Consider the following 19,715-nt stretch of genomic DNA (forward strand, 5'->3'; position numbering starts at 1 on the left):
CACATAAAAAAACCCGCCGCGGCGGGTTTTTTCGTTTTAGCGTATCGCTTACATCAGCGGCGTCGCTAACTGCACTATGCTGATCAGCGGTTGCGGGTAGATACCCAGCACCAGCACCAGCAGCGCAGAGATCAGCACCACGATGCCGCCCGCGCTGTACTGCCAGTTAGACGGTGCATCACGGTTCAGTTGCTGCGGTGCGCTCAGGTACAGGCTCACGGCAACGCGCAGGTAATAGTACAAACCAATCGCGGAACCGACCACCACGGCGGCAACCAGCCACCACAGGTTAGCCTGCACACCGACGGCCAGTACGTAGAACTTACCGATAAAGCCCAGCGTCATCGGGATACCCGCCAGAGACAGCATCATCACCGTCATCACAGCCGCGAGGATCGGACGATGCCAGAACAGACCGCGGTAGGAGAACAGTGAATCCGCATCCGGACCACGATACGGGCTGGACATCAGGCTGACCACACCAAACGCGCCGAGGCTGCTGAACAGATAACCGGCCAGGTACACGCCTACTGCTTCCATCGACATCTCGCCACTTTGCAGGGCAATCAGCGCCACCAGCAGGTAGCCAAGGTGAGAGATAGACGAATAACCAAGCAGACGCTTGATGTTGGTCTGGCTCAGCGCCATCAGGTTACCGAAGATGATAGAGGCAAAGGCAATCACGCCCAGCACAATACGTACTGCTTCGCTGTCGCCAACCGGCGCGTACAGGAACAGACGCATCACCACGCCGAAGATAGCGATTTTGCTCGCCGTCGCCAGGAAGGTGGACACCGGAGCCGGTGCACCCTGGTAGACGTCTGGCGTCCACAGGTGGAACGGCACCAGAGAGAGCTTAAAGCCCAGACCGACGATCATCATCCCGAAGCCGGCCAGCAGCAGCGGTTCGTTCAGCATACCGTCGCCGAGGCTCTTACCGAGTGCCACGAACGACAGGTTGCCGGACTGCGCGTACACCAGCGCCATACCAAACAGCAGGAATGAAGACGCTGCGGCAGACAGAATGGTGTATTTGATACTGGCTTCCAGCGAGCGTTTCTGACGAAACGCATAGCCCACCAGACCAAACAGCGGCAGAGAGATCAGTTCGATACCGAGGAACAGCGCCGCCAGATGGTTAGCGTTAGCCAGCAGAATACCGCCCAGCGCGGCAATCAGCACCAGCAGGTAGAACTCTTCCCGGTTGTCGTCATAGCCTTCCAGCCATGGGTAGGCAAAGGTACAAGTAGCAAGGCTCGCCAGCAGGACCATCCCGGTGTAGAGCATCGCGAAACCGTCAACCCGCATCAGCGGGGTGACGTCCATGGCGCCTGCCTGGCCAACAAACCAGAGCGAAACCAGCGCGGCGTTAAGCCCAATGACCGACAGCGTGGCATTGAGGAAGTGATTGCGTCGCCACGCAATGGAGAGCATCACAACCACCACCGTCAAGCCGACGATCAGCAGCGGTAGCAGCGCAATCAGGTGTTGTGGAGTTATTGTCATGGCGATTTACGGCCTTGTAGTAGTAACGGAATTAACAAACCACTGCTGGATGTTGCTCATCGCAGAATGCGAGGTATCCAGAATCGGCTGCGGATAGAAGCCAAGCAGTACCAGAAGCACGACCAGCAACAGGATGATAAACAGCTCACGCAGCGACATCCCTGGCAGTTCAACACTGGCAATCTGGCTTTTCGCTTTACCAAAGTAAGCGCGATGCAGCATCGCCAGCGAGTAAACAGAGGCAAACACCAGACCGAAGGTCGAGATCACGGTAATGACCGGAACCACCTGGTAGCTGCCGAACAGAATCATAAATTCGCCAACGAAGTTACCGGTTCCCGGCATACCCAGCGTACAGACCGCGAAGAACATCGACAGCGCAGGCAACCATTTCATTTTGCCCCACAGGCCGCCCATCATACGCATATCACGCGTGTGCAGACGTTCGTACAGCTGACCACACAGAATGAACAGGCCGGCCGCAGACAGACCGTGCGCAATCATCTGGATAACCGCACCCTGGTACGCCAGCTGGCTACCGGTGTAGATAGCAATCAACACGAAGCCCATGTGCGAGACGGAGGTGTAGGCAATCAGACGCTTGATATCGTACTGATTAAAGGCCATCCACGCGCCGTAGAAAATACCGATAACACCCAGCCACATAGCGATAGGTGCGAACTCCGCAGACGCGTTCGGGAACAGCGGCAGGGAGAAGCGCAGCAGACCGTAGGCCGCGGTTTTCAGCAAAATCCCCGCCAGGTCAACGGAACCTGCGGTCGGTGCCTGGGAGTGCGCATCCGGCAACCAGCCGTGCAGCGGAACCACCGGCATTTTCACCGCAAAGGCGATGAAGAAGCCCAGCATCAGCAGATATTCCACGCCGTGGGACATCGGTGTGTTCAGCAGTTCTTCATAGTTGAAGGTCCAGACACCGGTGGCTTTATAGTGCACAAATACCAGCGCCAGGATGGCAATCAACATCACCAGACCACTCGCCTGGGTATAAATGAAGAACTTGGTGGCCGCCGTGATACGCGTTTTACCGTCGGACGCTTTATGCCCCCACAGCGCGATCAGGAAGTACATCGGCACCAACATCATTTCCCAGAAGAAGAAGAACAGGAACATGTCGATGGCCAGGAACACGCCGATCACGCCGCCGAGGATCCACATCAGGTTCAGGTGGAAGAAGCCCTGGTACTTTTCAATTTCATTCCAGGAACACAGTACCGCCAGAACACCGAGCAGACCGGTCAGCACCACCATCAGCAGCGACAGACCGTCGATAGCTAAATGAATAGAGATGCCAAAGCGCGGGATCCACGGCATGACGAACTCAGACTGCCACTGCGGAATACCAGCGGATTGCGTCAGTGAATAACCGCCCTGCAACCACAATTGTAGGCCAAGCGCCAGCGTCAGTCCCATGGTAATCAGCGCGATCCAGCGCGGTACCTTCACGCCAAAGCGTTCGGTCTGCCAGCACAGGAAACCACCGATAAAGGGGATTAATATCAACCAAGGTAATAACATAGCTAAGTATGTCCCTTATATTTATTCCTGCTCAGGCTATCTCACTCGTCAGCCCAAATCCCGGCAGTGCTCGCAATCCTCACGTACTTCAGTACGCTCCGGTTGCTCTGCGCTGGCGGTATTCGGTCTGACTTCGCCGATGACGCCTGTACTTCAGGAACAGATTTTCAACGAATTCTAAAAATTATTTTTGGGTTTGTAGGCCGGATAAGCACAGCGCCATCCGGCAGTCGTTCATCCGGCCAACAAACTCAACGCAGTACCATCAGCAGTGCCAGCACGACAACCGCACCGATGCTCATTGACGCGACATACCAGCGCAGATACCCGTTCTCACTGAGCAGCAGACCTTTGCCTGCAAAGCGGGAGAGGATCGCCGGAATGTTCATCATTGCGTTCATCGGATCGCGTTTAAGCAGCCAGGCAACGCCAAGGAACGGCTTGACGAACACTTTGTCGTACAGCCAGTCAAAGCCCCAGGCGTTATACCACCAGGTGCCCAGCAGACGGCCCGGCGCACTGTTGGCAATCGAGGTCACAAGCGTACGTTTACCCAGCCACAGCCATGCTGCAATCAGGATCCCCGCAATCGCGACGATGCCAGAGGTAATTTCCAGCGTCATCACGCTACCATGCGGCAGCTCGGTGGTTGCCGGAAGCACGCCATGCAACGGAGGCACAATCAGCGCGCCAACGAAGGTGGACAGGATCATCAGCACAATCAGCGGCAGATGGTGGGTAATCCCCTTCCCTGCGTGCGCGTGAATTTGTTCTTTACCGTGGAACACGATGAAAATCATACGGAAGGTGTACAGAGAGGTCATAAACGCACCGACCAGACCTGCCACCATCAGATTGATATGACCGTTCGCCATCGCACCGGCCAGAATCTCATCCTTACTGAAGAAGCCTGCGGTAATCAGCGGCAGAGCCGACAACGCCGCGCCGCCAACCAGGAAGCTGAGATAAACCAGTGGGATTGACTTACGCAAGCCGCCCATTTTGAAGATGTTCTGTTCGTGGTGGCAGGCCAGGATCACCGAACCCGATGCCAGGAACAACAGCGCTTTAAAGAAGGCGTGCGTCATCAGGTGGAAAATCGCCGCATCCCATGCCTGAACGCCAAGCGCCAGGAACATGTAGCCAATCTGGCTCATGGTGGAATACGCGAGAACGCGTTTGATGTCGGTTTGTACCAGTGCGGCGAAGCCTGCCAGAACCAGCGTGATCGCCCCGATAATCCCCACCAGGTGCAGGATTTCCGGCGTCAGCAGGAACAGGCCGTGGGTACGCGCAATCAGGTACACACCGGCAGTAACCATCGTTGCGGCGTGGATCAGCGCGGAGACAGGCGTCGGGCCAGCCATCGCATCAGCAAGCCAGGTCTGCAACGGCAACTGCGCCGATTTACCGACCGCACCGCCCAGCAGCATCAGGGTTGCCCACATCAGCATGTCATTGCCCGCGGCAAAGTGCGCCGGTGCCAGTTCAACCATTTCGCGGAAGTTCAGCGTGCCCAGCTCGTTGTAGAGAATGAACAGCGCGAACGCCAGAAATACGTCGCCGACACGGGTTACCACGAAGGCTTTCATTGCCGCTGCGCCATTCTTCGGATCGGTATAGTAGAAACCGATCAGCAGATAGGAGCACAGGCCCACGCCTTCCCAGCCGAGATACATCAGCAGCAGGTTATCCGCCAGTACCAGAATCACCATGCTGGCGATAAACAGGTTGGTATAGGCGAAGAAACGGGAGTACCCCTCTTCCCCGCGCATGTACCAGGAAGCGAACATGTGGATCAGGAAACCAACGCCGGTTACTACCGAGAGCATGGTCAGCGACAAGCCGTCCAGCACCAGATTAAAACCGATGTTAAAGTCGCCAACAGACATCCACGTCCACAGCGGAACGCTAAATGCCTGTTTACCGTTAGCGAAGAAATCGACGCCAACAAATGCAGTGACCAGCGCCGCCAGGCCAATCGACCCGACGCCCACGGTAGCGGACAGATTTTCTGACCAACGACCACGAGAGAACGCCAGTAATACAAAGCCAAGAAATGGCAGAATAATGGTTAAGGCAAGCATGTTCATCCACGCATCTCACTTACTGAATCGATGTTCAGGTTCTGGCGGCGGCGATGAAGTTGCAGCAACAGCGCAAGTCCAATGCTCGCTTCCGCAGCCGCAAGGCTGATGGCGAGAATGTACATCACCTGACCATCGGTCTGGCCCCAGTAGCTTCCGGCGACCACAAAGGCCAGCGCAGAGGCGTTAATCATGATTTCCAGCCCAATCAGCATAAACAGCAGATTGCGGCGGATAACCAGACCGGTTAAGCCCAGTACGAATAAGACAGCCGCGAGGATCAGTCCATGTTGTAAGGGGATCATGCGTGCTCCTCCGTTTTTCTTTTCGCGCGGTCATCCGTGCGGTTGCTCAGCACTTCGCCAGAACGCTCTTCGCGACCGACGTGGAAGGCCACAACCAGACCCGCCAGCAGCAGCATTGACGCCAGCTCAACCGCCAGGACATAAGGTCCGAACAGCGAGATGCCGACCGCTTTCGCGCTAATTGGCGTCCCGTCGATGCCCTGATCGTTAACGCCAAGAATCGCGTAGACAATCACCGCCAGCATGATGGCCGACAGAATCGCCGGACCAATCCACACCTGCGGCCTCAGCCACTGACGTTCCTGTTCGATTTCAGCACCGCCCAGGTTGAGCATCATGACCACGAACACGAACAGCACCATAATGGCGCCCGCGTACACGATAATTTCCAGCGCACCGGCAAAGTAAGCGCCCAGCGAGAAAAACACCCCAGAAATCGCCAGCAGCGAAATAATCAGGTACAGCAGTGCGTGTACCGGATTGGTGTGAGTGATGACCCGCAAGGTTGCGAGAATGGCTATCAGGCCACAGATATAAAAAGCGAACTCCATTGCCCCTCTCCTTACGGTAACAGGCTCTTGACGTCGATAGGCTTGGCTTCGTTCTCTGCTTCGCCCTTATCTTTGCCGTCGATTGCCATACCTGCCATCCGGTAGAAGTTATATTCCGGATATTTACCCGGACCGGAGATCAGCAGATCCTCTTTCTCGTAAACCAGATCCTGGCGCTTATACTCACCCAGTTCGAAATCTGGAGTAAGCTGAATAGCCGTTGTCGGACAGGCTTCTTCGCACATACCGCAGAAAATGCAGCGTGAGAAGTTGATGCGGAAAAACTCCGGATACCAGCGACCATCTTTAGTCTCTGCTTTTTGCAGAGAGATACAGCCGACCGGACAGGCTACCGCACACAGGTTACAGGCAACGCAGCGCTCTTCGCCGTCCGGGTCGCGTGTCAGTACGATACGACCACGAAAACGGGGCGGTAGATAGACCGGCTCTTCCGGGTACATCTGCGTTTCGCGTTTGGCGAACGCATGCAGGCCGATCATCCAGATACTACGAAGCTGGGTGCCTGCGCCTACAAGTAATTCTTTTAAGGTCATGGTCTTTGTGTCCCTTATTGCGCCTGCCACAGAATGACAGCCGCCGTTACCAGCAAATTGACGAGCGTCAGCGGCAGACAAACTTTCCAGCCGAAGGACATTACCTGGTCATAACGAGGACGCGGTAACGACGCACGAATCAAAATGAACATCATCATAAAGAACGCGGTTTTCAGCGCGAACCAGACGAATGGCGGTAAGAACGGGCCATGCCAGCCACCGAAGAACAGGGTAACCATCAGCGCAGAAATGGTGACGATACCGATGTACTCCCCCACGAAGAACAGGCCGAATTTCATCCCGGAATATTCAATGTGGTAACCATCGGCCAGTTCCTGCTCGGCTTCCGGCTGGTCAAACGGGTGACGGTGACAGACCGCGACGCCCGCGATAGCAAAGGTGACAAAACCAAAGAATTGCGGAATAACGTTCCAGATATCAGCCTGGTTATTGACGATGTCGGTCATGTTAAATGAACCGGCCTGCGCCACCACGCCCATCAGGGAAAGTCCGAGGAACACTTCATAGCTCAGGGTCTGCGCAGACGCACGCATTGCGCCGAGCAGCGAGTATTTGTTGTTGCTCGACCAACCGGCAAACAGCACCGCGTACACAGCCAGACCGGCCATCATCAGGAAGAACAAGATCCCGATGTTAAGGTCAGCGACCACCCAGTTCGGGCTGACCGGCACAATGGCGAAGGCCAGCAGCAGCGAAGTGAAGGCGATCATCGGTGCCAGCGTAAAGATGACGCGATCCGAGAATTTCGGGATCCAGTCTTCTTTAAAGAACATCTTGATCATGTCCGCGACCAGCTGGAGCGAACCGCCCCAGCCTACACGGTTCGGTCCATAACGGTTCTGGAACAGACCCAGCAGACGACGTTCGCCAAAGCTCATGAATGCCCCGCAGGTGACCACCACCAGCAGGATCACCACCGCTTTGAGAATGCTCAGCAGGATCTCAATCAGATCGGGTGTAATCCAACTCATTGTTGTGCCTCCTGCAGATCCTCAAGACGCGCACCAGCCAGAACCGGCGCGATACCCGGCATACCCATCGGCAAACCAACCTGCCCCGCCGTCAACCCTTCTGCGATTTCAACCGGTAATGTGACCGTGTTGCCATCGTAGCTAAAGGAAACGCGCGTACCCGCATTGACGCCCAACTTCTCGGCATCAGCCGGGTTGAGTTTAATGTACGGCTGCGGCATGCGGGTCTGGATAACCGGCGCGCGCTGGGACATTTCGTCGCTACCAAACAGATGATAGTACGGCGCGATACGCCACTGACCATCCTGCGCCTGGAAGCTCGCCGGAACGGTAGTGAAGTAGTCCAGACCGCCTTCGGAGGCTTCAATCAGACGCACGCCCGGATCGCCATGGCGCAGTTTGCCGCCCACTTCATCCTGGAACTTGTTCCACGCTTGTGGTGAGTTCCAGCCTGGTGCCCAGGCAAACGGAATTTGTGAACGCGGCGCAGACGGCTGGTTGTTCCCTTCCATCGAGAAGGCAAACATAGTGTCTTTGTCCTGCGGTTGACGCGGTTCATGCACGCTAATGTTGGCACGCATGGCGGTACGACCACTGTAACGATGCGGCTCACGTGCCAGTTTCTGCCCACGAATACGGAAGCTCGCGTCCGGCGCGGCATCTTTAATGCCAGCCAACTGCGGCAACGCGGCTACGGCGGCGTCGATGACGTGATCGAGCTGCGTCCAGTCCACTTCACGGCTCTGCACGGTGCTGTGCAGCGAGTGCAGCCAGCGCCAGCTTTCCAGCATCACAATGTTGCTGTCGTAGTAGCTTGGGTCATATACCTGGAAGAAACGCTGTGCGCGGCCTTCGTTATTGATAACCGTACCGTCGCTTTCGGCAAAACTTGCTGCAGAAAGGACCAGATGGGCATTGTCCATAATCGCGGTACGCTGATGGTCAACGACCAGTACCAGCGGTGCTTTCGCCAGCGCAGCGTTAACGCGAGTGGCAGACGCATGGCGATGCAGGTCATTTTCCAGTACCACCACGGCATCAGCACGACCTGTTTCCAGTTCGGTCAGCGCATCATCAAGTGAACCGCCGCCAATCATGCCGAGGCCCATGCTGTTAACAGAGCGGGCAATCATGGTGATGCCGACGTCTGCGCCACGACCTTTCAGCGCCTTCGCCACGTTGGCAGCGGCCTGAATCACTTCAGCGCTACCGGCGTTGGTACCGGAGATAATCAGCGGTTTCTTCGCGCCAGCCAGGGCCTGAACGATGACGTCGATTTTGTTCTGCAGGTCACGGTCAATACCGTCAACGGCCGGAGCGGTGTTATCCAGCGCGTGGGCAATGGCGAAACCTAAACGCGCCTGATCTTCAACCGGAGCACGGTAGGTCCATGCTGCGATATCATCCAGACGGGTGTTATCCACGTTGGTCACGAACAGCGGATGCTTGGCACGTTGGCCGATGTTAAGGATCGCGGCAATCTGCCAGTCAGCCACTTTCTGCGCTGCTGCCATTTCGCGTGCTTTACCTTTCACTGCCTGACGTACAGCTAGCGCAACGCGTGCGCCGGTCTGGGTAACATCTTCGCCCAGCACCAGGACCGCATCGTAAGATTCAATCTCGCGCAGTGCCGGGGTATGAATACCGCCGTCACGCAGCACGCTCAGCGCCAGTTGCAGACGTTCCAGTTCGCCTTGAGCGATACCGGTATAGAAGTTTTCCGCACCCACCAGTTCACGCAACGCAAAGTTGCTTTCAACGCTGGCGCGCGGGGAGCCGATGCCGATCACTTTCTTCGACTGACGCAGAATGTCAGCCGCGCCCTGCATCGCCTGCTCGGCGTTGAGGGTGATCAGATCGTCGCCACGACGCTGAACCGGCTGACGCGGACGGTCTTTCAGGTTCACGTAACCATAGCCAAAACGACCACGGTCGCAGAGGAAGTAGTGGTTAACGGTACCGTTATAACGGTTTTCGATACGACGCAGTTCACCGTAACGCTCACCCGGGCTGGTGTTACAGCCAATGGAACACTGCTGGCAGATGCTTGGCGCAAACTGCATGTCCCATTTACGGTTATAACGCTCGGAGTGCGTTTTATCGGTGAACACGCCGGTCGGGCAGATTTCTACCAGGTTACCGGAGAATTCGCTTTCCAGCACGCCGTCTTCCGGGCGACCGAAGTAGACGTTGTCATGTGCGCCATAGACGCCCAGATCCGCGCCGTCAGCGTAATCTTTGTAGTAGCGAACGCAGCGATAGCAGGCGATGCAGCGGTTCATTTCATGAGAGATGAACGGCCCCAGGTCCTGGTTGCGGTGGGTGCGCTTGGTAAAGCGGTAGCGACGGAAGCTATGACCCGTCATCACGGTCATATCCTGCAGGTGGCAGTTACCGCCCTCTTCGCAGACCGGACAGTCGTGTGGGTGGTTAGTCATCAACCATTCCACCACGCTTTCACGGAACTGTTTCGCTTCTTCGTCATCGATAGAAATAAAGGTGCCTTCGGTGGCCGGTGTCATACAAGACATCACCAGGCGACCACGCGTATCTTCCGCGTTTTGATATTGCTTCACCGCACACTGGCGGCAAGCACCGACGCTTCCCAGCGCCGGGTGCCAGCAAAAGTACGGAATATCAAGGCCGAGGGACAGACAAGCTTCTAGCAGGTTGTCCGCGCCGTTGACCTCATATTCTTTGCCGTCTACATGAATCGTAGCCATAGTCAGCATGCTTCCAGTTGGCTTAGTCAGTGACCAAGCGTTAATCGAATTTCTTTTCCGCTTTATCCTTCAAGCTGCCTCGGCGTTGGCTTCTCTCGTTCACCCCAGTCACTTACTTTAGTAAGCTCAGGGATTCTCTCGGTTGCCGCCTTGACGCATCTTGAATGCTTTCGCGTAAAACGTTTACCAGCGCTCTTTCAACAGGTTCGGCTGAATACCACCAATCGCATGGGTATTGCTGAAGGTCTGCTTGATGCCAGCTTCGAATTCTTCGCGGAAATATTTAATGGCGCTCTGCAGCGGTTCGACCGCACCCGGTGCGTGTGCACAGAAGGTTTTACCCGGACCGAGGAAACGACACAGTTGCTCAAGTGTCTCGATATCCCCAGGCTGGCCTTCGCCACGCTCCAGCGCACGTAGAATTTTTACGCTCCACGGCAAACCATCACGGCACGGCGTACACCAGCCGCAGGACTCGCGGGCAAAGAACTCTTCGAGGTTACGCACCAGCGGCACCATGCCAATCTCGTGATCGACCGCCATTGCCAGCGCCGTACCCAGACGGCTACCCGCTTTACCGATGCTTTCGAACTCCATCGGCAGGTCAAGGTGCGCTTCGGTCAGGAAGTCTGTCCCCGCACCGCCCGGCTGCCAGGCTTTGAACTTCAGGCCATCACGCATGCCACCCGCGTAATCTTCGAGGATTTCACGCGCGGTGGTCCCAAACGGCAGTTCCCACAGTCCCGGATTCTTCACACGACCGGAGAAGCCCATCAGCTTGGTGCCTGCGTCTTTGCTCTTCGAAATATTCTGGTACCACTCCACGCCGTTGGCGAGGATAGCCGGTACGTTACACAGAGTTTCGACGTTGTTCACGCAGGTCGGCTTACCCCATGCGCCAGAGCTTGCCGGGAACGGTGGCTTGGAGCGCGGGTTAGCACGACGACCTTCGAGGGAGTTGATCAGGGCGGTTTCTTCACCGCAGATGTAGCGCCCTGCCCCGGTGTGCACAAACAGTTCGAAGTCGAAACCGGTGCCCATGATATTTTTGCCAAGCAGACCCGCTTCGGTCGCTTCAGCAATGGCGCGACGCAGATTCACCGCCGCTTCAATGTATTCACCGCGCAGGAAGATGTAACCGCGGTACGCTTTCAGCGCAAACGCGGAGATCAGCATGCCTTCCACCAGCAGGTGTGGCAGCTGTTCCATCAACAGACGGTCTTTATAGGTGCCCGGCTCCATTTCATCGGCGTTACACAGCAGGTAACGGATGTTCATGGATTCGTCTTTCGGCATCAGGCTCCACTTCAGACCCGTGGAAAAGCCTGCGCCGCCGCGCCCTTTCAGGCCAGCGTCTTTCACCTGATTAACGATTTCGTCCGGTGACAGCCCGGTCAGGGCCTTACGCGCACCTTCATAACCGTTTTTGCTACGGTATTCATCCAGCCATATTGGCTGGTTGTCATCGCGCAGACGCCAGGTCAGCGGATGCGTTTCGGGAGTACGGATAATGTCTTTCATTTATACCGCTCCAGCAGTTCGGGAATGCCTTCCGGGGTCAGGTGAGCATGCGTATCTTCATCGATCATCATGTTCGGCCCCTTGTCGCAGTTCCCCAGGCAACAGGTCGGCAGCAACGTAAAGCGACCGTCAAAGGTCGTCTGCCCCGGCTTGATGTTGAGTTTTTTCTCAAGTGCCGCCTGGATCCCTTGATAGCCGTTGATATGGCACACCACGCTGTCGCAGTAGCGGATCACGTGGCGACCGACCGGCTGGCGGAAGATCTGGCTGTAAAACGTGGCAACACCTTCAACGTCGCTTGCCGGGATACCCAGCACATCAGCGATCGCATAGATCGCCCCATCCGGCACCCAGCCACGCTGTTTCTGAACGATTTTCAGCGCTTCAATGGACGCCGCACGCGGGTCTTCGTAGTGGTGCTTCTCGTGCTCAATCGCTTCACGCTCAGCCGCACTCAGCTCAAAAGCCTCGGTTTGTGGTTGTTGATTCTCGTGCATAATTAGCGGTCCACATCTGACATAACAAAATCGATACTACCCAGATGGACGATAAGGTCGGACACCAGGCTGCCACGTACCGCTACCGGGATCTGCTGCAAATGCGCATAGCTCGGTGTACGGATACGAGTACGGTAACTCATGGTGCTGCCATCGCTGGTCAGGTAGTAACTGTTGATACCCTTGGTCGCTTCCACCATCTGGAAGGATTCCTGCGCCGGCATAACCGGGCCCCACGACACTTGCAGGAAGTGGGTGATCAGGGTTTCGATATGCTGTAGCGTGCGCTCTTTCGGCGGCGGCGTGGTCAGCGGGTGATCCGCTTTGAACGGGCCTTCCGGCATGTTGTTGAGGCACTGCTCAAGGATGCGCAGGCTCTGGCGCAGCTCTTCAACTTTCAGCATCACGCGGGTGTAGCAGTCGGAAACACCACCGCCCACCGGGATTTCGAAATCGAAGTTTTCATAGCCAGAGTACGGACGTGACTTACGCACGTCAAAATCAATACCAGTTGCACGCAGCGCAGCACCGGTACAACCCCAGTCCAGCGCTTCTTTCTTACCGTAAGCGGCAACACCCTGCGAACGGCCTTTCAGGATGGTGTTGCGCAGCGCAGCTTTCTCGTAGGAATCCAGACGCTTCGGCATCCAGTCGAGGAAATCACGCAGCAGCTTGTCCCAACCGCGCGGCAGGTCGTGTGCAACGCCACCGATACGGAACCAGGCCGGGTGCATACGGAAACCGGTGATCGCTTCTACCACGTCATAGATTTTCTGACGGTCGGTAAAGGCGAAGAACACGGGGGTCATCGCGCCGACGTCCTGAATGAACGTGGAGATATACAGCAGGTGGCTGTTGATACGGAAAAGTTCAGAAAGCATAACGCGGATCACGTTGACGCGATCCGGTACGGTAATGCCCGCCAGCTTTTCTACCGCCAGCACGTACGGCATTTCGTTCACGCAGCCGCCGAGATATTCGATACGGTCGGTGTACGGAATGTAGCTGTGCCAGGACTGACGTTCACCCATCTTTTCGGCGCCACGATGGTGGTAGCCGATGTCAGGCACGCAGTCGACGATCTCTTCGCCGTCAAGCTGAAGAACAATACGGAATGCACCGTGAGAAGACGGGTGGTTCGGACCGAGGTTGAGGAACATAAAGTCCTCGTTTTCGGTACCACGCTGCATGCCCCAGTCTTCAGGTTTGAAGGTCAGTGACTCCATTTCCAGATCCTGCTTGGCTTTGGTCAGCTCAAACGGATCGAATTCGGTCGCACGCGCCGGGTAATCTTTACGCAGCGGATGGCCTTCCCAGGTATGCGGCATCAGAAGACGCGTCAGGTGCGGGTGGCCTTCGATATCAATACCAAACATTTCCCAGGTTTCACGCTCATACCAGTTGGCGTTCGGGAACAGTTTGGTGAACGTCGGCACGCGCAGATCGTTTTCAGACAATGCCACCTTGAGCATGATATCGCGATTGCGTTCAATGGAGATCAGGTGATAGAAAACGGAAAAATCCGCGGCAGGTAACCCTTCGCGGTGCGTACGCAGACGTTCGTCCATACCGTGTAAGTCAAACAGCATGACGTAAGGTTTCGGCAATCTCTTTAAGAAATCACCCACTTCCAGGAGTTGTTCACGCTTGACCCAAACAACGGGTACCCCGGTGCGAGTCGCCTGAACGGTAAAGGCATCCGGCCCAAAACGGTTGCGCAGTTCGCCAATGACCGGGTCATCGAGATGATCCCGTGTTTGCCAGGCAGCGTCTTGCGCGGTTAAGTCGGTCATATTGTTCACCATTGCAAATGGTTCGTGGTGACTGTTAAGCCTGGCTTCGCGCTATTTGAATAGTGATATGCGAAGGTAATCCCCAGGCCGACAGGCGCAAATTAAATCTCGTCCGGTGTGCGAAGATTCGTTACAGCAATACGTTCGCCACGCTTACGCTCGCGCTCTGACTGCATATTGGCGCGATAAACGCCCTGATCGCCAACCACCCATGAGAGTTATCAACGCCCTGCACAACGGAGTAAATATCGTACATACCGCCGGAGTTGGCACATGCGCCCATGGAAATAACCCATTTTGGTTCCAGCATCTGATCGTAGAGGCGCTGAATAACCGGGGCCATTTTGGTAAAGCAGGTGCCGGCCACGACCATCAGGTCGGCCTGACGCGGAGAGGCACGCAGAACTTCTGCGCCAAAACGGGCCACGTCATGCACGGCGGTGAACGAGGTCACCATCTCAACGTAGCAGCAGGAAAGGCCAAAGTTGTATGGCCAAATTGAGTTTTTACGGCCCCAGTTAACCATGTCATGCAGTTTGCCCATGAACACGTTTTTGTTAACTTCTTGTTCCAGGGGGTCGGTTACGATCTCCTGTTTTTGCAGGGGGTAACGGTCGTTCTCACCGTTAGGATCTATGCGGGTGAGCGTATAATCCATCTTAATGCCTCGCGGTTAGCGTTGACGATTAGCGATACTGTTCGTTTCCGGGTTCATACGCTCGCGGCGTGAACGCGCGGGCGTCCAGTCCAGCGCGCCAATACGCACCAGATAAACCAGACCTGCCAGTAACACAAAAATAAAAATTGCAGCTTCCACAAAGCCAATCCAGCCGCTTTCACGGATAGATGTTGACCATGCAAAAAGATACAGCGCTTCAACGTCGAAGATAACGAAGAACATGGCTACCAGGTAAAACTTGGCAGACAGGCGCAAGCGGGCGGTGCCGACCGAGTCGATACCTGATTCAAACGGCACGTTTTTAGATCTCGCGCGCGCGCGACCCCCTAAAAACCAGCCGCCGACGAGCATCAGGCAGCACAGGCCAATGGCAACAATAAGAAAGATAGCGAATGCCCAGTGATGAGCGATGATTTCAGTGGATGTTGACATACTCATTGCTTACTCATCAAAAGTAGCGCCAAATTCTCTGCTCTTTACGGCAGATGAACGCCACATCGATTCATGGGGAGGAATAAAAAAAACCTTACAATCACTGTAGAAAACCATTTATACAGCCAATTGATGGGGTTTTTTACTCCTTTCTATAACCTTTTGTCAACTTTAACAAAAGTTTCCTCACATTATTTTACACCAATTCAGTATCATTAACATAAAGTGCTATTTAGACTCATTTCAGTCCTGTCATTAGCCAATTTTAATGTTGTTGAATCGTGTCCGTAGTGAAGTAAAAAAGATAATACACCTCTATTTTGACAGGAATTCGTGCAGATGCCTCCCCCTAAATGTGAGTATTTTCTTGATCTGTGACACGCTTTTGTTAATCCATCATAAAAAACAGCAACAATTTCTCTAGTTTTTTAACATGAAAATAATAGGCCCTTCTTTTGTTTATTTTTTGCTCAATTTAATCAAAAATCTTTTACCTACTGATTTTATTCACTTTTCATTTACAAACAGGCTATAGACTGCCTGTTTTGTATAAAAAAAGAGCCACTGGAAGTTATTTCATCTTTAGTGGCTCTTTTTTGCACTTACATTTTAAAACGATTATTTGTGACGCATTACTCAAAGTCACCTTCAACGATCAGCGAATCATCTCCCCCTTCAGGGGTAAACTGATTGTATTGCCATGGGTTTTGGTACGTTTGCATCGACTTAAAGATAACCTGAGCTAACTCGTTTTGCGTGCTGGTATCGCAGCACAGCAGGTATTCGGTTTCTGGCAACGGTGGCAAACCATCCACCGCACCTAACACGCGCAAGTCCGGACTCATCATTTCTACCGGACGGGCAGTGACGCCCAATCCTGCTTTTACTGCAGCGCGAACCGCAGGCAATGTTGACGCCACATAGGCCAAACGCCACGGGATCTGCGCAGCATTTAGCGTAGACAGCACGATATCGCGAAACGGGCTGGGATCGTCCAGCAGGACCAGCGGCACCGGTTCCCCTTTTTGCAGGATGTATTCAGCCGCACAATACCAGTGCGTCGGAGAGGTACGCAGATTCAGGCACTCGAAATCCCCAGGGCGGTTGGTGGTCACCACCAAATCCACTTCCTGTGACTTCAGCATATCCACCATAAAGGCGTTACGCTTGACCCTCACATCCAGCGCAAGCTTCGGATAAACCGAACTGATGCGGTTGAGCAAAAACGGCAGTATCGTATCGGCGGATTCATCAGAGGCGCCAATAGTTAACACACCCTGAAGATTATTGAACATTAATGATGAGCAAGCCTCATCATTGAAGCGCAGAATTTTTCTGGCGTAACCCAACAGCTGGATACCGTGTTCCGTCAGCAGTTTGTTACGTCCATGGCGCGCGAACAACTCTTTCCCGACAAGTTGCTCGAGGCGTTGCATTTGCTGGCTCACCGCAGACTGAGTGCGACATACCGCAGCAGCCGCAGCCGCGAAAGTATTCAGATCGGCAACAGCAACAAACGTTCTCAGCAGATCGAGATCGAGGTTAATTATCGGACGATTTGCATTTATCATAAATTTTCACTTACTCGCGGGTCATTCCGGGTTAATGCTGTGCATTCAGAAACAAAAATTCCATTTGTAATGTGCCTGCCTCGTAGTTTCACTTAGTGTAACTAAGTGAAAATAAGGATGTATTAGATGTAACAACTGAAACAACCCTCTTACTTCGCTATATAATGCGCCGCATGGCTCATCAGAATATAGCAAAGAGAAAGCGCCATTTTTTAGCTACAGGCAGATTCTTACTAATGGAAAACATGTAAATTTTGTAAATATGAAAAAATAGTTTATGGACGTCAATTTACACATTAAAATCTAATTTTTCAGTATGTTATGGTCAACGTGTCAGCATTAGAATTATCAAAGAACATACGCAACACACCATTTCATGGGACTTATCTTAACCCAAAACCACTATATTTATAAGTGTTATCGTGAATAATCTGATGCGCAAAGGCGTTATGTCAGACTAGCCGTTTTCGTATTATTAACGCATTCAATGAACGCTGTTTAAATATTAAATAATAATTAATTAAAATTTCCACCATTCATTAATTATGCTTAACAATAGATTCACACTGTAGCGCTGACCGATCATGCCGATAACAGGCAGTGGAGATAAGTGTTCCGTATTTCCGAATTCTTCTTTTCACCCCAGAGAACGATTGCTTTCGTGCCCGATACATAACTATTTCTTACCAGATAAACGACCACAACACTGGCATCACATCAAAACAGATAACTACGAAATATATATTAATAAGAATAAAACTCTAAATTATAATGATTTAACAGCCATTAACGGTTGATTATAACTGCATAGTTCATCAAAATCTTCTGCTAAAGACCCTTCAAAATGCACCGTTGGAAGAGTACATTGTTCTGTGCTGACTTCCACGGCAGGGAGTGGCATTCACAGCTAAAAGGTCAAGATTCATGTCCCCTATTGAAAAATCCAGCAAATTAGAAAATGTCTGTTATGACATTCGTGGCCCGGTTCTGAAAGAAGCAAAGCGTCTGGAAGAAGAAGGCAATAAGGTTCTGAAACTAAACATCGGCAACCCAGCGCCATTCGGGTTTGAAGCACCGGATGAAATTCTGGTTGATGTGATCCGTAATTTGCCTACCGCGCAAGGGTATTGTGACTCAAAAGGCCTTTATTCCGCCCGCAAAGCCATCATGCAGCATTATCAGGCACGTGGGATGCGCGATGTTACCGTGGAAGACATTTATATCGGCAACGGTGTTTCCGAATTGATCGTGCAGGCGATGCAGGCATTGCTGAACAGCGGGGACGAAATGCTGGTACCTGCGCCTGACTATCCGCTGTGGACGGCGGCGGTATCGCTTTCCAGCGGTAAGGCTGTGCACTACCTGTGTGATGAATCCTCTGACTGGTTCCCGGACCTCGACGATATTCGCGCCAAAATTACCCCTCGCACGCGTGGGATTGTTATTATCAACCCCAACAACCCTACCGGCGCAGTCTATTCTAAAGAGCTTCTGCTGGAGATTGTTGAAATTGCACGTCAGCATAATCTCATTATCTTTGCTGACGAGATTTACGACAAAATTCTTTATGATGACGCAGAGCACCATTCTATTGCCCCGCTGGCACCGGACCTGCTGACTATCACCTTCAACGGCCTGTCAAAAACGTACCGTGTTGCGGGTTTCCGTCAGGGCTGGATGGTACTGAACGGACCGAAGAAACACGCGAAAGGGTATATTGAAGGTCTGGAAATGCTAGCGTCTATGCGTTTATGCGCCAACGTTCCAGCACAGCATGCTATTCAAACCGCACTGGGCGGATACCAAAGCATTAGCGAATTCATCATGCCCGGCGGACGTCTGTATGAACAGCGCAACCGTGCCTGGGAATTACTCAACGACATTCCCGGCGTTTCTTGCGTGAAGCCGCGCGGCGCACTGTACATGTTCCCGAAAATTGACGCCAAACGCTTCAATATTCATGACGACCAGAAAATGGTGCTCGACTTCCTGTTACAGGAAAAAGTGCTGCTGGTGCAGGGCACAGCCTTCAACTGGCCGTGGCCGGATCACTTCCGTATCGTGACGCTGCCGCGTATTGACGATATCGAAATGTCGCTAAGCAAATTTGAGCGCTTCCTGTCTGGCTATCACCAGCTGTAAGTCGAAAATCAGCAACCATAATACTCTAAATAATTCGAGTTGCAGGAAGGCGGCGACGCAATGAATCCCCAGAAGCTTACAAAAGTAAGTGACTGGGGTGAATGAGGAAAGCCAACGCGCATGCAACTTGAATTATGACAAGTATTTGCATCTGACAGCCTTCTCTGCGCAAAATGACTCTTAGGTTGCCATCATATAAGGGTCGTTATGAAGCAGAGCCATTTTTTTGCCCACCTCTCCCGTCTGAAACTCATTAACCGCTGGCCGCTGATGCGCAACGTGCGCACCGAAAACGTATCTGAACACAGTCTGCAAGTCGCGATGGTTGCGCATGCGCTGGCGGCAATCAAGAACCGCAAGTTCGGCGGTCAGGTTAACGCGGAACGCATTGCCCTGCTGGCGATGTACCACGATGCCTCCGAAGTGCTGACCGGTGACCTCCCGACCCCGGTGAAATACTTTAACTCGCAAATCGCCCAGGAATATAAAGCCATTGAGAAAATTGCCCAGCAGAAACTGGTCGACATGGTACCCGATGAACTGCGCGATATTTTTGCGCCGTTAATTGATGAACACGCCAGCAGCGAAGAAGAGCGCGCGATTGTTAAACAGGCCGATGCGCTTTGCGCCTATCTGAAGTGCCTTGAGGAACTTTCAGCCGGAAATAATGAGTTTCTGCTTGCGAAAACGCGGCTGGAAAAAACGCTGGAATCGCGTCGCAGTGAAGAGATGGACTATTTCTTAGACGTATTTGTACCGAGTTTCCATCTCTCGCTGGATGAAATTAGCCAAGACTCGCCATTGTAAATTTGCGGAGACGTTGCCT

General features: G+C 53.4%; 15 protein-coding genes and 1 pseudogene. 2 read left to right on the forward strand and 14 right to left on the reverse strand.

Going from position 1 to position 19,715, the window contains the following annotated elements:
* Positions 1 to 48: 48 nt before the first annotated feature.
* The 14 genes and pseudogenes from nuoN to lrhA all read right to left on the reverse strand — a co-directional run bounded on the left by nuoN (position 49) and on the right by lrhA (position 16,747).
* Positions 49 to 1,506, reverse strand: coding sequence for an NADH-quinone oxidoreductase subunit NuoN (nuoN, locus tag FDX22_RS02845; protein ID WP_115257911.1), 1,458 nt, complete (start codon positions 1,504 to 1,506; stop codon positions 49 to 51).
* 6 nt (positions 1,507 to 1,512) lie between these two features.
* A complete protein-coding gene (gene nuoM / locus FDX22_RS02850) occupies positions 1,513 to 3,042 on the reverse strand; it encodes an NADH-quinone oxidoreductase subunit M (protein WP_117343410.1) in 1,530 nt (509 codons plus the stop codon).
* Positions 3,043 to 3,293: 251 nt separating this feature from the next.
* Entirely contained in the window at positions 3,294 to 5,135 is a 1,842-nt protein-coding gene (gene nuoL, locus FDX22_RS02855; protein ID WP_146716686.1) for an NADH-quinone oxidoreductase subunit L, read from the reverse strand.
* Positions 5,132 to 5,434 (reverse strand): NADH-quinone oxidoreductase subunit NuoK, encoded by a 303-nt coding sequence (nuoK, locus tag FDX22_RS02860; protein WP_006683663.1) that lies wholly within the window; start codon positions 5,432 to 5,434, stop codon positions 5,132 to 5,134. Before nuoK ends, nuoL begins: the two co-directional genes overlap by 4 nt.
* Positions 5,431 to 5,985: an NADH-quinone oxidoreductase subunit J gene (nuoJ, locus tag FDX22_RS02865; protein WP_096756375.1), complete on the reverse strand. Its 555-nt coding sequence runs from the start codon at positions 5,983 to 5,985 to the stop codon at positions 5,431 to 5,433. The genes nuoK and nuoJ overlap by 4 nt, the downstream gene beginning before the upstream one ends.
* An 11-nt stretch (positions 5,986 to 5,996) precedes the next feature.
* Positions 5,997 to 6,539, reverse strand: coding sequence for an NADH-quinone oxidoreductase subunit NuoI (gene nuoI / locus FDX22_RS02870; protein WP_096756374.1), 543 nt, complete (start codon positions 6,537 to 6,539; stop codon positions 5,997 to 5,999).
* A 14-nt stretch (positions 6,540 to 6,553) separates the two neighbouring features.
* Positions 6,554 to 7,531: an NADH-quinone oxidoreductase subunit NuoH gene (gene nuoH / locus FDX22_RS02875; protein ID WP_003028063.1), complete on the reverse strand. Its 978-nt coding sequence runs from the start codon at positions 7,529 to 7,531 to the stop codon at positions 6,554 to 6,556.
* Complete coding sequence (gene nuoG, locus FDX22_RS02880) at positions 7,528 to 10,254, reverse strand: NADH-quinone oxidoreductase subunit NuoG (protein ID WP_117343484.1); 2,727 nt, start codon at positions 10,252 to 10,254, stop codon at positions 7,528 to 7,530. Before nuoG ends, nuoH begins: the two co-directional genes overlap by 4 nt.
* Positions 10,255 to 10,437: 183 nt before the next feature.
* A complete protein-coding gene (gene nuoF, locus FDX22_RS02885) occupies positions 10,438 to 11,775 on the reverse strand; it encodes an NADH-quinone oxidoreductase subunit NuoF (RefSeq protein ID WP_096756373.1) in 1,338 nt (445 codons plus the stop codon).
* Positions 11,772 to 12,272: an NADH-quinone oxidoreductase subunit NuoE gene (gene nuoE / locus FDX22_RS02890; RefSeq protein ID WP_003028069.1), complete on the reverse strand. Its 501-nt coding sequence runs from the start codon at positions 12,270 to 12,272 to the stop codon at positions 11,772 to 11,774. Before nuoE ends, nuoF begins: the two co-directional genes overlap by 4 nt.
* A 2-nt stretch (positions 12,273 to 12,274) precedes the next feature.
* Positions 12,275 to 14,077, reverse strand: coding sequence for an NADH-quinone oxidoreductase subunit C/D (gene nuoC / locus FDX22_RS02895; protein WP_096756372.1), 1,803 nt, complete (start codon positions 14,075 to 14,077; stop codon positions 12,275 to 12,277).
* 89 nt (positions 14,078 to 14,166) lie between these two features.
* Positions 14,167 to 14,723: pseudogene (gene nuoB, locus FDX22_RS02900) on the reverse strand (NADH-quinone oxidoreductase subunit NuoB).
* A 15-nt stretch (positions 14,724 to 14,738) separates the two neighbouring features.
* Positions 14,739 to 15,182, reverse strand: coding sequence for an NADH-quinone oxidoreductase subunit NuoA (gene nuoA / locus FDX22_RS02905; protein WP_003028077.1), 444 nt, complete (start codon positions 15,180 to 15,182; stop codon positions 14,739 to 14,741).
* Between the two features lie 626 nt (positions 15,183 to 15,808).
* Positions 15,809 to 16,747 carry a transcriptional regulator LrhA gene (gene lrhA / locus FDX22_RS02910; protein WP_117343408.1) on the reverse strand — a complete coding sequence of 313 codons (939 nt, stop codon included), beginning with the start codon at positions 16,745 to 16,747 and terminating at the stop codon, positions 15,809 to 15,811.
* A gap of 924 nt (positions 16,748 to 17,671) precedes the next feature.
* On the opposite strand from lrhA, the gene alaA reads away from it, so the two are divergent.
* Both alaA and yfbR read left to right on the forward strand, forming a co-directional pair.
* The gene (gene alaA / locus FDX22_RS02915) at positions 17,672 to 18,889 is read left to right on the forward strand and encodes an alanine transaminase AlaA (RefSeq protein ID WP_096756369.1); all 1,218 of its coding nucleotides are present in this window, start codon (positions 17,672 to 17,674) and stop codon (positions 18,887 to 18,889) included.
* A gap of 207 nt (positions 18,890 to 19,096) precedes the next feature.
* Positions 19,097 to 19,696 carry a 5'-deoxynucleotidase gene (gene yfbR, locus FDX22_RS02920; protein WP_115257908.1) on the forward strand — a complete coding sequence of 200 codons (600 nt, stop codon included), beginning with the start codon at positions 19,097 to 19,099 and terminating at the stop codon, positions 19,694 to 19,696.
* Positions 19,697 to 19,715: the final 19 nt, after the last annotated feature.

Source organism: Citrobacter sp. TBCS-14, from assembly GCF_005280805.1.
Lineage (GTDB): Bacteria > Pseudomonadota > Gammaproteobacteria > Enterobacterales > Enterobacteriaceae > Citrobacter > Citrobacter gillenii.